Genomic DNA, 15803 nt, shown 5'->3' with positions numbered 1-15803 from the left:
ATTGCTGCAGTTAGTGTAGTTTTACCGTGGTCAACGTGGCCGATTGTACCAACGTTTACGTGCGGTTTTACGCGTTCAAACTTTTCTTTTGCCATCTTAAAAAATTCCTAATAAAGAAATTAAAGCCTGACTCAGTATTGAGCCAGACAAGCTAAAATCATATAACAGCGCGAGCTGAAATTATTGTATCTGCAACCTGTTTAGAGGCTTCAGCGTACTTCAAAAACTCCATAGAGTATGAGGCACGGCCCTGTGTTGCAGATCGTAAAGCAGTCGCATAACCAAACATTTCAGATAACGGAACCTGAGCATTAATTTGCTTAAGTCCACCAAGTGCATCTTCCATGCCTTCGATCATGCCGCGACGACGGTTTAGGTCGCCAACTACATCACCCATGTTTGCTTCAGGAGTGAGTACTTCAACCTTCATTACTGGCTCTAATAAAGCAGGGTTTGCATCTAGCGCACCTTGCTTCATAGCGAGTGAACCTGCTATTTTAAATGCCATTTCATTCGAATCTACATCATGGAATGAACCATCATATAAAGTCGCTTTCACGCCAAGTAATGGGTAGCCTGCCAGTACACCTTGAGCCATTTGCTCTTGGATACCTTTGTCTACCGCAGGGATGTATTCTTTCGGAACTGACCCACCTACGGTTTCGTTAACGAACTCGTAAATTGGGGCTTCATCATCCGAAATATCCATCGGTTCAAGTTTAAGCCAGACGTGACCATATTGACCACGACCACCTGATTGACGTATAAACTTCCCTTCAACTTCAACAGTTGAACGAATAGCTTCTCGGTATGCAACCTGCGGCTTACCAACGTTACATTCAACACTGAATTCACGTTTCATACGGTCGACAATGATATCAAGGTGAAGTTCACCCATGCCAGAGATAATCGTCTGGCCTGATTCTTCGTCAGTTTGTACGCGGAAAGATGGATCTTCTGCCGCTAGTTTACCTAGCGCGATACCCATTTTATCCTGGTCAGCGATTGTGCGAGGCTCAACCGCAACAGAGATAACTGGTTCTGGGAATTCCATACGCTCTAGCGTAATAATAGAATTCGGATCACACAGTGTCTCGCCTGTTGTTACGTCTTTGAGACCAATAGCCGCCGCGATGTCGCCTGCGTAGACTTCTTTGATCTCTTCACGTGAGTTTGAATGCATCTGAACGATACGACCAAGACGCTCACGCTTACTTTTTACTGGGTTATATACCGCGTCACCCTGTTTAACAGTACCAGAGTAAACACGGAAAAAGGTCAAGGTGCCAACAAACGGGTCTGTTGCAATCTTAAAAGCAAGTGCAGCAAACGGCGCTTTATCATCAGCAGGACGCTCTTCCTCGGTACCATCTTCGAGGATACCTTGGATTTGTTTCACTTGTGTGGGTGATGGCATGTATTCAACAACGCAATCAAGCACAGCTTGAACGCCTTTGTTTTTAAATGCACTACCACAGGTCATGGGAACAATTTCGTTCGCTAATGTGCGTTGACGCAAAGCATTTTTAATTTCTGCTTCGCTTAACTCTTCACCTTCTAAGTATTTATCCATTAGTTCTTCAGAGGCTTCAGCAGCGCTTTCAACTAAATGAGAGCGCCATTCTTCAGCTAAATCCTGAAGTTCTGCCGGTATTGCCTCATAAGAGAAAGTCATACCCTGGTCTTCATCATTCCAGTTAATAGCTTTCATTTTAATAAGGTCAATAACACCTTTAAAGTCGTCTTCAGCGCCAATTGGCAACTGGACTGGAACAGGCGTTGCTCCAAGACGAGATTTCACCTGGCCGACAACCGTTAAGAAGTCAGCGCCTGTGCGATCCATTTTATTTACGAAGATCATTCTCGGAACTTCGTATTTGTTCGCTTGACGCCAAACTGTCTCAGTTTGCGGCTGTACACCAGATGAAGCACAAAGAACAACTACCGCACCATCTAGTACACGTAAAGAACGCTCTACTTCGATAGTGAAATCTACGTGTCCTGGGGTATCAATGATATTGATGCGATGGTCGTCAAATTGCGCGTCCATCCCTTTCCAGAAACACGTTGTTGCAGCAGAAGTGATTGTGATACCACGCTCTTGTTCCTGCTCCATCCAATCCATAGTTGCGGCGCCATCATGTACTTCACCGATCTTATGAGAAAGACCTGTGTAGAACAGAACACGTTCTGTTGTGGTGGTTTTGCCTGCATCTACGTGAGCACAAATACCGATATTGCGGTAACGCTCAAGTGGAGTTGTACGTGCCATAAAATCCTCTTAAAGGTTAAGGACAGATTACCAACGGTAATGAGCGAATGCTTTATTCGCTTCAGCCATACGGTGAACGTCTTCACGTTTCTTAACCGCAGTGCCTTTGTTGTCAGCAGCGTCAACGATTTCTTGAGCTAAACGTAAGCCCATAGATTTTTCGCCACGCTTACGTGCAGCGTCTACTAACCAACGCATACCTAATGCGTTGCGACGTACTGGACGTACTTCAACTGGTACTTGATAAGTTGAACCACCAACACGGCGAGATTTAACCTCTACCTGTGGACGGATGTTATCAAGTGCAGTTTCAAAGATTTCTAGGTGCGACTTGCCTGATTTCTCAGCAGCCACGTCTAGCGCACCATAAACGATTTTTTCAGCAGTAGATTTCTTGCCGTCTAACATTACGATGTTAACGAACTTAGCAAGAAGTTCCGATCCGAACTTAGGATCTGGAAGAATTTTACGTTGACCTATTACGCGTCTTCTAGGCATTTTGTATCTCCGGTTTATTCAGGTTTGCTCTTTCGAGTCAATCACCCAAAACAATAATTAATAATATTTAGTGCTTGGCCTTACTAACGGAAAACAATTAGCCTTTAGGGCGTTTTGCACCGTATTTAGAACGAGCTTGACGACGGTCGCTAACGCCTGCACAGTCAAGTGCACCACGTACAGTGTGAAAACGCACACCTGGTAAATCTTTAACACGACCACCACGGATTAGGATTACACTGTGCTCTTGAAGGTTATGACCTTCACCACCGATGTATGAAGTTACTTCGAAACCGTTAGTTAAACGTACACGAGCTACTTTACGTAACGCCGAGTTTGGTTTCTTAGGTGTAGTTGTATATACGCGAGTACATACACCACGCTTTTGCGGACACGCTTTAAGCGCAGCTGAGTTACTTTTAGTAACCTTGCTACGACGTGGCTTACGCACTAGCTGGTTAATAGTTGCCATTTAAATAGCTCCTGAAATTAAAATTACTACTGAAAAAAATAAAAAATCCGCCCTTGTTTTACCAGCATGTTTTAAACGTGCAAGTAAATGGGTGGCGGAATTTTAATGAGCAAAGATTGACCTGTCAACCTAAACCGCTCACAAGGCAGTAGATAACTGCCTTGTGAAACTCTAATCTATTGATTAGATTCGGTTTATTGATTTCCAGATAAATCCGCGTTTAAAGCATCAGTGAGTGCTTGAGTTGCCTCTTCCGCACTTACCGTTTGCTCTTCAACAACGTCTTTTTGCTTACGACGAGCCATACGCTCTTGATGATACGCAAAACCGGTACCGGCTGGGATCAATCGACCCACAATTACGTTTTCTTTCAGACCGCGTAGTTCATCGCTCTTACCATTTACAGCGGCTTCTGTTAGGACACGAGTTGTCTCCTGGAACGAGGCTGCTGAGATGAAAGATTCTGTCGCTAGTGATGCTTTTGTGATACCCATTAACTGGATTTCAAACTTAGCTGGGATCTTACCTTGAGCTTCAAGGTCGCGGTTTGCGATATTAACGCGTGCCACTTCAATTTGCTCACCGGCTAAGAACTCAGTATCACCACCGTCTAGAATGATACATTTACGTAGCATTTGACGAATAATAGTTTCAATGTGCTTATCATTGATCTTAACGCCCTGCAAACGATAAACCTCTTGCACTTCGTTAACAATGTAATTAGCAACATGAGTCACACCACGTAGGCGTAAGATGTCATGCGGTGATTCTGGACCATCGGCGATAACTTCACCTTTAGACACTTGTTCACCTTCAAACACGTTAAGTTGACGCCACTTAGGAATCATTTCTTCGTAATGATCGCCTTCAGCTGGTGTAATAACTAAACGTTTCTTACCTTTAGTCTCTTTACCGAAGCTAATCGTACCGGTGATTTCAGCTAAGATAGCTGGATCTTTCGGCTTACGTGCTTCAAATAAGTCGGCTACGCGTGGTAGACCACCCGTGATATCACGAGTTTTCGAACCTTCTTGCGGAATACGTGCTAACACGTCACCTGGGTTTGCAGTCGCGCCGTCTGTTACTTCAATCGTAGTGAATGAAGGAAGACGCGTTTCTTGCAATCCACGCTCATCACTTTCAATGATAAGCTTTGGCTCTTTCGCATTCGCTTTAGCAAGATCTTTAACAACTACACGAGTTAAACCCGTTAGTTCGTCAGTCTGTGCTTCAGTGTTTGAATCATCGATATCGCTGAACGATACTTTTGATTTATGCTCAAGAACGATTGGGTGACTATGCGGGTCCCAAGTAGCAACGATGTCGTTACCTTGAACTTCTGCATTGTCTTGCACTGTTAATACCGCACCGTAAGGTACTTTATAACGCTCTTTCTCACGACCATAGCTATCAATGATAGTGATCTCGGTAGAACGAGAGGTAATAACAATCTTACCGTCTGTATTTAATACATATTTAGCGTTGTGAAGTTTTAATGTACCGTTTGTTTTAACTTGTACATTATTTTCAGCAGACGCTCTTGATGCCGCACCACCGATGTGGAAGGTACGCATCGTAAGCTGTGTACCCGGCTCACCGATTGACTGTGCCGCGATAACACCTACTGATTCACCCGCGTTGATGATATGACCACGTGCAAGGTCACGACCATAACACTTAGCACATACACCAAAGTCGTTATCACAAGTGATAACTGAACGTACGCGAACTTCATCAACTGAGTGCTCTTCTAAAAGGTCACACAGTTTTTCGTCAAGCATGATGTTACGTTCAACAAGTACTGTATTAGTACCTGGTATTACAACATCTTCAGCAACAACACGACCTAGTACACGTTCGCGAAGTGCTTCTACAACGTCACCACCTTCAATTAGCGGTTTCATTGTTAAGCCATCTTCTGTGCCACAATCGTCCTCGTTGATTACCAAATCTTGTGCAACGTCTACTAGACGACGCGTTAGGTAACCCGAGTTCGCTGTTTTCAGTGCTGTATCGGCAAGACCTTTACGCGCACCGTGCGTTGAGATGAAGTACTGAAGTACGTTTAGACCTTCACGGAAGTTAGCCGTGATTGGCGTCTCGATGATTGAACCATCTGGACGTGCCATTAGGCCACGCATACCTGCTAGCTGACGGATCTGAGCGGCACTACCACGAGCACCTGAGTCGGCCATCATAAACACTGAGTTAAATGACGGTTGCTCTACTTCTTCACCTTTTGCATTGATAACCGTGTCTTTTGACAAGTTGGCCATCATTTCACGTGATAAGTTTTCATTTACACGTGACCAGATATCGATAACTTTGTTGTACTTTTCACCAGCCGTTACAAGACCTGATTGAAATTGTTGGTTGATTTCAGTTACTTCAGCTTCAGCTGATTCAATGATTGCTGCTTTAACTGGTGGGATAACTAAGTCATCGATACCAATTGAAACACCTGACTTCATTGCATAGTGGAAACCGGTGTACATGATTTGGTCAGCAAACATAACTGTGTCTTTTAGACCAAGACGACGGTAACACTCATTAATTAAGCCAGAAATCTGCTTTTTACCTAGGGCTTGGTTGATTGACTCATACGGCATGCCTTTTGGTAAAATTAAAGACAGAATCGCACGACCAACAGTAGTATCAATTACGGTTACAGTGTCTTCAACAACACCTTCTTCGTTTTTAACTGATTGGCTAATACGTACTTTCACGATAGCGTGAAGGTCGGCATTACCACTACGGTATGCTTTTTCTGCTTCTTTAGGATCTTTAAATACGGCGCCTTCGCCTTTCGCGTTAATACGATCACGCGTCATGTAATAAAGACCTAATACAACGTCCTGTGAAGGAACGATGATTGGCTCACCATTAGCAGGCGATAAGATGTTGTTTGTAGACATCATTAACGCGCGAGCTTCAAGTTGCGCTTCAATTGTTAGCGGTACGTGTACCGCCATTTGGTCACCATCGAAATCGGCGTTGTACGCCGCACATACTAATGGGTGCAAATGAATCGCTTTACCTTCGATAAGCACAGGTTCAAACGCTTGGATACCCAAACGGTGAAGTGTTGGTGCACGGTTAAGTAATACTGGGTGTTCACGAATTACTTCGTCTAGTACATCCCATACTTCCGCTACTTCACGCTCAACCATCTTTTTAGCAGCTTTGATTGTCGTAGCCATGCCGCGACGCTCTAATTTGCCATAGATGAATGGTTTGAAAAGCTCTAATGCCATCTTCTTAGGAAGACCACACTGATGAAGCTTAAGTGTAGGACCAACCGTGATTACAGAACGGCCAGAGTAATCTACACGCTTACCAAGTAAGTTCTGACGGAAACGACCTTGCTTACCTTTGATCATATCAGCAAGCGATTTAAGAGGACGTTTGTTAGAACCTGTAATTGCACGACCACGACGACCGTTATCAAGTAGCGCATCAACCGCTTCTTGTAACATACGTTTTTCGTTGCGTACGATAATATCTGGTGCAGCTAAATCTAGTAGACGCTTAAGACGGTTATTACGGTTAATAACACGACGGTAAAGGTCATTTAGATCAGATGTCGCAAAACGACCACCGTCTAGTGGTACTAATGGACGTAAGTCAGGTGGCAATACTGGAAGTACTGTCATGATCATCCACTCAGGGTTATTACCTGATTGGTGGAACGATTCCATTAACTTAAGACGTTTAGTGATCTTTTTACGCTTAGTTTCAGAGTTAATTGTAGGTAACTCTTCACGCATTTCTGCAATTAATTGAGCAAGATCGAGTTCACGCAGTAAGTCTAATACTGCTTCAGCACCCATCTTCGCTTCAAATTCATCACCGTGCTCTTCAAGTGCATCTAGGTATTCTTCTTCACCTAATAGCTGACCACGCTCAAGCGTTGTCATGCCAGGCTCAGTTACTACGAATGATTCGAAGTAAAGAACACGTTCAATATCACGAAGCGTCATATCAAGCATTAAGCCGATACGTGACGGTAATGATTTTAAAAACCATATATGCGCAACTGGACTTGCCAGTTCTATATGACCCATACGGTCACGACGCACTTTAGTGAGTGTTACTTCAACGCCACACTTTTCACAGATCACACCACGGTGTTTAAGGCGTTTATATTTACCACATAAACACTCATAATCTTTCACTGGGCCGAAAATACGGGCACAGAATAAGCCATCGCGCTCAGGCTTGAAAGTACGGTAGTTAATAGTCTCAGGTTTCTTTACTTCACCGTATGACCATGAACGAACCATGTCTGGTGAAGCAAGACCAATGCGAATTGCATCGAATTCTTCGGTCTTATTTTGTTGCTTCAGAAACTTAAGTAAGTCTTTCACCTTAGCTCTCCTGTCGGAGTTAATCTTGAGGACGGATGTTCTCGTCCCTACATTCTATTCAGCCATAACAGATGCTGCAGCGCTAACTGCAGCATCTAATTGGCTTAATTTTCTTCCAACTCGATGTTGATACCCAGTGAGCGGATTTCTTTCAACAATACGTTGAACGATTCTGGCATACCTGGTTCCATTTTATGGTTACCATCAACGATGTTTTTATACATCTTAGTACGACCGTTCACGTCATCCGATTTCACTGTTAGCATTTCTTGTAGCGTGTAAGCAGCACCGTAAGCTTCAAGTGCCCATACTTCCATCTCACCAAAACGCTGGCCACCGAACTGTGCTTTACCACCCAGCGGCTGCTGAGTAACAAGGCTGTAAGAACCAGTAGAACGTGCGTGCATCTTATCGTCAACCAAGTGGTTAAGTTTAAGCATGTACATGTAACCTACAGTTACTTGACGTTCAAACTGATCGCCAGTACGGCCATCATAAAGTGTAACCTGACCACTTCTAGGGTAGCCGCCCAGCTCTAGCATGTCTTTGATTTCGCTTTCTTTCGCGCCATCAAATGCAGGAGTAGCAATCGGTAAACCACCTTTCAAGTTTTCAGCTAAACGACGAATTTCGTCATCAGAGAAACTAGCAATATCCACAACCTGACGAGACTCACCGATCTCATAAGCTTGTTTGATGAATTCGCGTAGCTCATGAAGCTCGCGTTGCTCTTTCATCATTTCTTCTAAGCGCTCACCAATACCACGTGCAGCTAGACCCATATGTGTTTCAAGGATCTGACCGATGTTCATACGTGATGGTACACCTAGTGGATTTAGTACGATATCTACCGTACGACCTTTGTCATCGTATGGCATATCTTCTACTGGTACGATAGTCGAGATAACACCTTTGTTACCGTGACGACCCGCCATTTTATCACCCGGTTGGATACGACGTTTAACAGCTAGGTATACTTTAACAATCTTAAGTACGCCTGGTGCTAAGTCATCACCTTGGGTAATTTTACGACGTTTGTTTTCAAACTTCTTATCGTATTCAGCTTTAAGCTCATCGTACTGTGCAGCTAGTTGCTCAAGTTCAGCTTGCTTGTCTTCTTCAGCAAGGCTTTGAGTTAGTAACTTTTCAGCATTCAGTGACGCTAAGTTGTCTTCATCGAAACCAGCTGCCACAAGTAACTTGCGTGCACGGTCTAAAACACCGGCTTCTAGAATACGGAACTCTTCGTTGAAGTCTTTCTTCGCTTCGCGAAGCTGCATGTCTTCAACTTCTAACGCACGTTTATCTTTTTCAACACCATCACGGGTGAAAACTTGTACGTCGATTACAGTACCAGTTACAGAGTTTGGTACACGTAAAGAGCTGTCTTTAACGTCAGACGCTTTTTCACCGAAGATAGCACGTAGTAGCTTTTCTTCTGGTGTTAATTGCGTTTCGCCTTTCGGAGTCACTTTACCTACTAGGATATCGCCGCCTTTAACTTCAGCACCAATATATACAACACCTGATTCATCAAGCTTGCCTAGTGCAGATTCACCCACGTTCGGGATATCTGCTGTGATCTCTTCTGAGCCTAATTTAGTATCACGGGCAATACACTGTAGTTCTTGAATATGAATAGTCGTTAGACGATCTTCTTCAACTACGCGCTCTGATAGTAAGATTGAATCCTCGAAGTTGTAACCGTTCCATGGCATGAATGCCACGCGAAGGTTTTGACCAAGGGCTAAGTCACCTAAGTCAGTCGAAGGACCATCTGCTAACACATCGCCACGAGTAACCGGTTCACCAACCATGCATGTTGGTTTTTGGTTAATACATGTATTTTGGTTAGAACGTGTGTACTTGGTTAAGTTGTAGATGTCGATGCCCGCTTCACCAGGAATGCGTTCTTCTTCATGTACATTAACAACGATGCGACTTGCGTCGGCATACATTACTTCACCACCACGTTTTGCAACAATCGTTACACCAGAGTCTTTCGCTAGTGTTAACTCAATACCAGTACCTACTAACGGTTTGTCCGCTTTCAATGTTGGTACTGCTTGACGTTGCATGTTTGAACCCATCAATGCACGGTTAGCATCATCGTGTTCTAGGAACGGGATAAGTGCGGCCGCTACAGAGATCACCTGTTGTGGTGATACATCCATATATTGTTGGTCCATGCGACCCATAAAGGTTGATTCACCTTTGTGACGACACGGAATAAGTTCATCTACAAACTCATTGGTTTCAGTTAAGTTTGAGTTCGCCTGTGCGATAACAAACTGACCTTCTTCAATGGCTGATAGGTAATCAACTTCATCAGTTACCACACCGTCTACCACTTTGCGGTAAGGTGTTTCTAAGAAACCGTAGTCATTGGTACGTGCATACGTAGACAATGAGTTAATTAGACCGATGTTTGGACCCTCAGGAGTCTCGATTGGACATACACGACCGTAGTGAGTTACGTGAACGTCACGTACTTCAAAGCCAGCACGCTCACGAGTTAGACCGCCCGGACCTAATGCAGAAATACGACGCTTGTGCGTTACTTCTGATAGCGGGTTATTTTGGTCCATAAACTGTGATAACTGAGACGAGCCGAAGAACTCTTTAACTGCTGCCGAAATAGGCTTAGCGTTAATAAGATCTTGTGGCATGATCGCGTCTAGGTCACCTAAGCTTAAGCGCTCACGTACAGCACGTTCTACACGTACTAAACCTACACGGAATTGGTTCTCAGCCATTTCGCCAACACTACGTATACGACGGTTGCCTAAGTGGTCTATATCATCAACATCGCCAACACCGTTACGAATAGCAATCAATACTTTCATAACCGCTACGATGTCTTCTTTGCTTAATGTGCCAGGGCCTGTGTCTGAATCGTAACCAACACGGCTATTGAACTTCATACGACCTACTGTTGATAAGTCATAGCGTTCTTCTGAGAAGAATAAGTTCTCAAATAAGGCTTCAGCCGCGTCTTTCGTCGGTGGCTCGCCTGGGCGCATCATGCGATAAATTTCTACTAGTGCTTCTAAACGGTTGCTTGACGAGTCAATGTTTAATGTATTTGACATGTAAGCGCCGCTGTCCACTTCATTGATATATAATGTATCAATAGTAGTGTGACCTGCTTTAACCAATTCAGCCATCATTTCAAGCGTTAGCTCGTCATTTGCAGTCGCGATGATTTCACCTGTTGACTCATCAACATAGTTCTTCGCTAATACACGGCCAATGATGTACTCATGTGGTACTTCTAATTGATTAATGCCTTTTTTCTCGATGCTCTTGATGTGGCGAGCCGTAACACGACGACCGCTTTCAACAAGGACTTCACCGTCTTCGCTCTTGATATCAAAAGCGGCAGTTTCACCACGTAAACGTGAAGGTACAAGTTCCATAAGAACTTTACCGTCAGCAATTTCAAACGCAGTAGTATCGAAGAAGATATCTAGGATTTCTTCACTCGTGTACTCAAGTGCACGTAAGATGATAGACGCCGGTAATTTACGACGACGGTCAATACGTACATATAAGTTATCTTTTGCATCAAATTCGAAGTCTAACCATGAACCACGGTAAGGAATTACGCGTGCGTTATAAAGCACTTTACCTGACGAGTGAGTTTTACCGCGGTCGTTATCAAAGAATACACCAGGGCTACGGTGTAGCTGAGAAACGATAACACGCTCTGTACCATTGATTACAAAAGTACCGGTATCGGTCATGAGCGGAATTTCGCCCATGTAAACTTCTTGCTCTTTAATGTCTTTAACTGTGCCTGGAGCTTCTTTGTCCATTACTACAAGACGCAGTTTCACGCGAAGTGGAGCAGAATAAGTCACACCGCGAATTTGACATTCTTTTACATCGAATACTGGCTCACCAATACGATAACTTACGTATTGAAGCTCAGAATTTCCCGAGTAGCTTTTAATTGGGAACACAGAACGGAAGGCAGCTTCCAAACCATGATCGCCATCAGCGTCCGGGACTAAGAATTTTTTAAACGATTCTAACTGCGTCGACAGTAAGAAAGGTATATCCAAAACTTGTGGACGTTTACCAAAATCCTTACGGATACGTTTCTTTTCAGAATAAGAGTAAGCCATGGGGTTCCTCAGCTTGCTGATCTTTGACCCGACCTGTTCTTGTAAGAACAGACTTAACTGGCATCTATGCCAAGATGTACAACATTTAACTGTTGTTCCAACTTAATCCCACCTCAACACTAGCAAACTATAAAGCGTTGAAATTAAAGAATAAATCAGATTTTATTTGCGCTATAAGAATAGTCGCTCTATAGCGCAAAAAGGCCGGTGATTAAATAATCACCAGCCCTTGCCTGATTTCTCAGGCAGCGAACCTAGCAAAAGCTAGATTACTTAACCTCAACTTCAGCACCAGCTTCAGTAAGTTCTTTAGCAAGAGCTTCAGCTTCTTCCTTAGAAATACCTTCTTTAACTGGAGTTGGAGCAGCTTCAACAAGTGCTTTAGCTTCTTTTAAGCCAAGACCAGTTGCGCCACGAACAGCTTTGATTGCCGCAACTTTATTAGCGCCAGCGCCAGTAAGGATTACGTCAAATTCTGTTTTCTCTTCAGCAGCTTCAGCAGCAGGACCTGCTACCATAGCAGCTGCAGCAGTTACGCCGAATTTTTCTTCCATTGCTTCAACTAGAGCAACAACGTCCATTACTGACATTTCAGCAATTGCGTCAAGGATTTGGTCTTTAGTTACAGACATTACAAATTTCCTAATAATTAACGGACTCTAAGGTCCAAATAAATTTACACCGAAAGGGATTAAACAACTTAAAATTAAGCAGCTTGCTCTTCTTTCTGTACACGTACTGCTTCAATTGTTTTACACAATTTGCCAGCAGACGCTTCTTTCATAGCGCTCATTAAGCGTGCAACAGCTTCGTCGTATGTAGGTAGAGTTGCAAGCATAGCTGCGTCTACTACATTACCTTCAAAAGCGGCCATCTTAAGTTCGAAATGCTCATTCTTTTTCGCGAAATCTGAGAAGATACGCGCAGCAGCACCTGGGTGCTCTGATGAGAAAGCGATTAAGCTTGGACCAACTAATGAGTCAGAAAGGCACTCAAACTCTGTACCTTCAAAAGCACGTTTTGCTAAAGTGTTACGGACAACTTTCATCCAAACACCATTTGCACGAGCTTCTTTACGAAGGGCAGTGATTGCACCAACTGTTACACCACGAGAATCTGCAACAACTGCAGAAAGAGCACCATTGGCTGCTTCGTTGACTTCAGCAACAATTGCTTTTTTGCCTTGAAGATTTAAAGCCATGGGTGTTACTCCTGGTTTAATGGGTTACCGTTTATCGGCTTCCCTGTTTTACTCTTCCCCATCAATAAAGATGGAGATGCTTTTTACGGCGAGAGCCAGAAGATTAGGAAAAATCTATCTGGGGATTCACACCGTCTACGTAGGTAATATTAAGGCCGAAGCCGCCTACGGTCTTGGACGGAAGCCCAATTTATCGCGTTGCCCAAAGGCGCTTCGAAATTATGGACTTCAACCCGAATTCTTTACTTTGCGATTAACTAAATTAATCAACAAAATGGCGCAAAATTATAGTACAAATTTCACGCCATGTAAACACTCAATTAAGCAACAACTGTGCTTAAAGTGCTTTGGTCAACAGAAACACCTGCGCCCATTGTTGTAGAGATAGTTACTTTCTTCAAGTAAACACCTTTAGCTTGAGAAGGTTTAGCCTTCTTAAGCGCAACAATTAGAGCTTCAAGGTTTTGTTGTAACTGCTCAGCAGTGAAATCAACCTTACCAATCGTAGTATGGATGATACCATTTTTGTCATTGCGGTAACGCACTTGACCTGCTTTCGCATTTTTAACTGCTTCTGCAACGTTAGGTGTTACAGTACCAGTTTTAGGGTTTGGCATTAGACCACGTGGGCCTAAGATTTGACCTAGTTGACCAACAACACGCATAGCGTCTGGTGATGCAACAACAACGTCAAAATTCATCTCGCCTTTCTTAACTAGTTCAGCAAGATCTTCCATGCCTACTAATTCAGCACCGGCTTCTTTTGCAGCTTCTGCATTAGCGCCTTGAGTGAATACAGCAACACGAACGTCACGACCAGTACCGTTAGGTAGTACAGTCGCACCACGAACGTTTTGATCAGATTTACGAGCATCGATACCAAGGTTAACAGCAACGTCAACACTTTCTACGAATTTAGCTGTCGCTAATTCTTTTAAAAGAGCAACTGCTTCGTTAATTTCGTAATCTTTAGTTACTTCCACTTTTTCGCGGATAGTACGCATACGTTTAGTTAATTTAGCCATTATCTTAGTCCTCTACGTTCAAGCCCATCGCACGCGCAGAACCTGCGATAGTGCGAACCGCAGCTTCTAAATCAGAAGCTGTAAGGTCTGGTTTCTTTGTCTCAACGATTTCTTCAAGTTGAGCACGAGTTACTGTGCCTACTTTTTCAGTGTTAGGACGGCCTGAACCAGATTTGATACCTGCAGCTTTCTTAAGTAAGTAAGCAGCCGGTGGCGTTTTCATGTCGAACGTAAATGAACGGTCGCCGTAAACAGAGATCACTACAGGAACTGGAGCGCCTTTTTCGATAGATTCTGTACGTGCGTTGAACGCTTTACAGAATTCCATGATGTTTACACCGTGTTGACCTAGTGCTGGACCTACTGGAGGACTAGGGTTAGCCATACCAGCAGCAACTTGTAGCTTGATTAGAGCTTCAACTTTCTTAGCCATTATAAATACCTCATTAGGTGGGTCTTAGCCTTGTGCGCGCGAGGACGCGTACTCTAGCGGCTTCCCAGTTTAAAAATTGGTTTCTCACTTTTTAGTAAACAGTTAAACAAACGGTTTCCCTGAATACAAAAAGGCCGCTGATTATAAGTTAATCAGCGGCCTTTTTCAAGCTTCGTGCCAAAAATTAAGAAACTTTTAACACAACGCTTTAAATCAATTACTTATCTTGTTCAACTTGACCAAACTCAAGTTCAACTGGCGTAGAACGACCAAAAATAAGTACCGATACTTTTACGCGGCTCTTTTCGTAGTCAACTTCTTCAACCACACCACTAAAGTCAGCAAATGGACCATCAGTAACACGAACCACTTCACCTGGTTCAAATAATGTTGCTGGTTTAGGCGCTTCAGCGTTTTCTTGTAGGCGATTAAGAATGCGATCAGCTTCTTTAGAACTAATTGGTGCAGGACGGTCTGATGTGCCACCAATAAAGCCCATAACACGTTCAGTGCTATTTACTAAGTGCCAGCTCGCATCGTTCATATCCATTTGTACTAGTACGTAACCTGGGAAGAATTTACGCTCAGACTTACGCTTTTGACCAGCACGCATCTCAACTACTTCTTCAGTAGGAACTAATACTTCACCAAAGCTATCTTCTAGGCCTTTGATTTTAATGTGCTCTAATAATGTTTGAGCAACACGCTTCTCATAACCTGAGAAAGCTTGTACTACGTACCAACGTAGTTTCTTTTCGTTATTCTCATCCGACATGGGATCAGATCTCCAATCCAGTTAAAAAGCCTACAGCGCGGAATAAAATGCCATCTAATCCCCAAAGGATAAGTGCCATAATCACTGTTGCAACCATTACGATTAATGTCGTGTGCGTTGTTTCTTGACGCGTTGGCCAAATTACTTTGCGTACTTCAATACGCGCTTCTTTAGCAAAAGCAAGGAAGGTACGTCCCTTAAAAGTTTGCGAAGCAATAGCTAAACCCGCCGCTATTGCAACCACAACGCCAATAGCACGTAGTAATACAGACTGATCTGCAAACATATGATTACCAACGACTGCGCCTGCAAGTAGCGCAATTGCTACTAACCACTTTACTGACTCCATCCCACTTGATGGTGTTTCTATATTCGTGCTCATAATATTATTACCTTAACTACAGACACAACAACCCTGCACGTCGACAGGGTTAATCCATTAAAATCTAAACTTAAAAACAAGCTTACTCAAACCGATTTTTAGTTCTAGACTTTATTCACTTTGTAAAAATTGGCAGGGGCGGAGAGATTCGAACTCCCAACCGTCGGTTTTGGAGACCGCTGTTCTACCAATTGGAACTACGCCCCTGCAAAGTGGATGCCTATTATACTTACGCAATTCATTAACAC

12 protein-coding genes and 1 tRNA gene are annotated in these 15803 nt (G+C 43.5%); all 13 read right to left on the bottom strand.

The annotated features are described in order from the left end of the window. Positions 1-95: GTP-binding protein (locus tag BM380_RS15325; protein WP_021032652.1), on the bottom strand; the 95-nt coding region annotated here is incomplete at its 3' end. A gap of 62 nt (positions 96-157) precedes the next feature. After that, entirely contained in the window at positions 158-2272 is a 2115-nt protein-coding gene (gene fusA / locus BM380_RS15320; RefSeq protein WP_013463850.1) for an elongation factor G, read from the bottom strand. A 27-nt stretch (positions 2273-2299) separates the two neighbouring features. Next, positions 2300-2770 (bottom strand): 30S ribosomal protein S7, encoded by a 471-nt coding sequence (gene rpsG / locus BM380_RS15315; protein ID WP_010392135.1) that lies wholly within the window; start codon positions 2768-2770, stop codon positions 2300-2302. 97 nt (positions 2771-2867) lie between these two features. Continuing rightward, positions 2868-3242 carry a 30S ribosomal protein S12 gene (gene rpsL / locus BM380_RS15310; RefSeq protein ID WP_002958885.1) on the bottom strand — a complete coding sequence of 125 codons (375 nt, stop codon included), beginning with the start codon at positions 3240-3242 and terminating at the stop codon, positions 2868-2870. Positions 3243-3436: 194 nt separating this feature from the next. Continuing rightward, the gene (rpoC, locus tag BM380_RS15305; RefSeq protein WP_013463849.1) at positions 3437-7609 is read right to left on the bottom strand and encodes a DNA-directed RNA polymerase subunit beta'; all 4173 of its coding nucleotides are present in this window, start codon (positions 7607-7609) and stop codon (positions 3437-3439) included. 104 nt (positions 7610-7713) lie between these two features. Beyond that, entirely contained in the window at positions 7714-11739 is a 4026-nt protein-coding gene (gene rpoB / locus BM380_RS15300; protein ID WP_024602214.1) for a DNA-directed RNA polymerase subunit beta, read from the bottom strand. Positions 11740-12008: 269 nt separating this feature from the next. Next, positions 12009-12371: a 50S ribosomal protein L7/L12 gene (gene rplL / locus BM380_RS15295; RefSeq protein WP_013463847.1), complete on the bottom strand. Its 363-nt coding sequence runs from the start codon at positions 12369-12371 to the stop codon at positions 12009-12011. 74 nt (positions 12372-12445) lie between these two features. Beyond that, positions 12446-12940 carry a 50S ribosomal protein L10 gene (gene rplJ, locus BM380_RS15290; RefSeq protein ID WP_013463846.1) on the bottom strand — a complete coding sequence of 165 codons (495 nt, stop codon included), beginning with the start codon at positions 12938-12940 and terminating at the stop codon, positions 12446-12448. Positions 12941-13260: 320 nt separating this feature from the next. Further along, positions 13261-13965, bottom strand: coding sequence for a 50S ribosomal protein L1 (gene rplA, locus BM380_RS15285; RefSeq protein WP_013463845.1), 705 nt, complete (start codon positions 13963-13965; stop codon positions 13261-13263). 4 nt (positions 13966-13969) lie between these two features. Next, a complete protein-coding gene (rplK, locus tag BM380_RS15280) occupies positions 13970-14398 on the bottom strand; it encodes a 50S ribosomal protein L11 (protein WP_008108462.1) in 429 nt (142 codons plus the stop codon). A 217-nt stretch (positions 14399-14615) separates the two neighbouring features. After that, positions 14616-15173, bottom strand: a complete 558-nt coding sequence (nusG, locus tag BM380_RS15275; protein WP_013463844.1) for a transcription termination/antitermination protein NusG — start codon at positions 15171-15173, stop codon at positions 14616-14618. A gap of 4 nt (positions 15174-15177) precedes the next feature. Then, complete coding sequence (gene secE, locus BM380_RS15270) at positions 15178-15555, bottom strand: preprotein translocase subunit SecE (protein WP_013463843.1); 378 nt, start codon at positions 15553-15555, stop codon at positions 15178-15180. 130 nt (positions 15556-15685) lie between these two features. After that, a tRNA-Trp gene (locus BM380_RS15265) sits at positions 15686-15762 on the bottom strand. Positions 15763-15803 lie beyond the last annotated feature (41 nt).

Origin of the sequence: Pseudoalteromonas sp. DSM 26666 (assembly GCF_900116475.1) — a bacterium.
GTDB classification, from domain to species: Bacteria; Pseudomonadota; Gammaproteobacteria; order Enterobacterales; family Alteromonadaceae; genus Pseudoalteromonas; species Pseudoalteromonas tetraodonis.
Note: the sequence above shows the minus strand (reverse complement) of the source record. Positions and strands in the feature narration are given on the sequence as shown.

Bases quoted from the DNA above. Each gene is read 5' to 3' on its own strand.
- fusA (WP_013463850.1), bottom strand. From the start codon at position 2,272: ATGGCACGTACAACTCCACTTGAGCGTTACCGCAATATCGGTATTTGT.
- rpsG (WP_010392135.1), bottom strand. From the start codon at position 2,770: ATGCCTAGAAGACGCGTAATAGGTCAACGTAAAATTCTTCCAGATCCT.
- rpsL (WP_002958885.1), bottom strand. From the start codon at position 3,242: ATGGCAACTATTAACCAGCTAGTGCGTAAGCCACGTCGTAGCAAGGTT.
- rpoB (WP_024602214.1), bottom strand. From the start codon at position 11,739: ATGGCTTACTCTTATTCTGAAAAGAAACGTATCCGTAAGGATTTTGGT.
- rplL (WP_013463847.1), bottom strand. From the start codon at position 12,371: ATGTCTGTAACTAAAGACCAAATCCTTGACGCAATTGCTGAAATGTCA.
- rplJ (WP_013463846.1), bottom strand. From the start codon at position 12,940: ATGGCTTTAAATCTTCAAGGCAAAAAAGCAATTGTTGCTGAAGTCAAC.
- rplA (WP_013463845.1), bottom strand. From the start codon at position 13,965: ATGGCTAAATTAACTAAACGTATGCGTACTATCCGCGAAAAAGTGGAA.
- rplK (WP_008108462.1), bottom strand. From the start codon at position 14,398: ATGGCTAAGAAAGTTGAAGCTCTAATCAAGCTACAAGTTGCTGCTGGT.
- nusG (WP_013463844.1), bottom strand. From the start codon at position 15,173: ATGTCGGATGAGAATAACGAAAAGAAACTACGTTGGTACGTAGTACAA.
- secE (WP_013463843.1), bottom strand. From the start codon at position 15,555: ATGAGCACGAATATAGAAACACCATCAAGTGGGATGGAGTCAGTAAAG.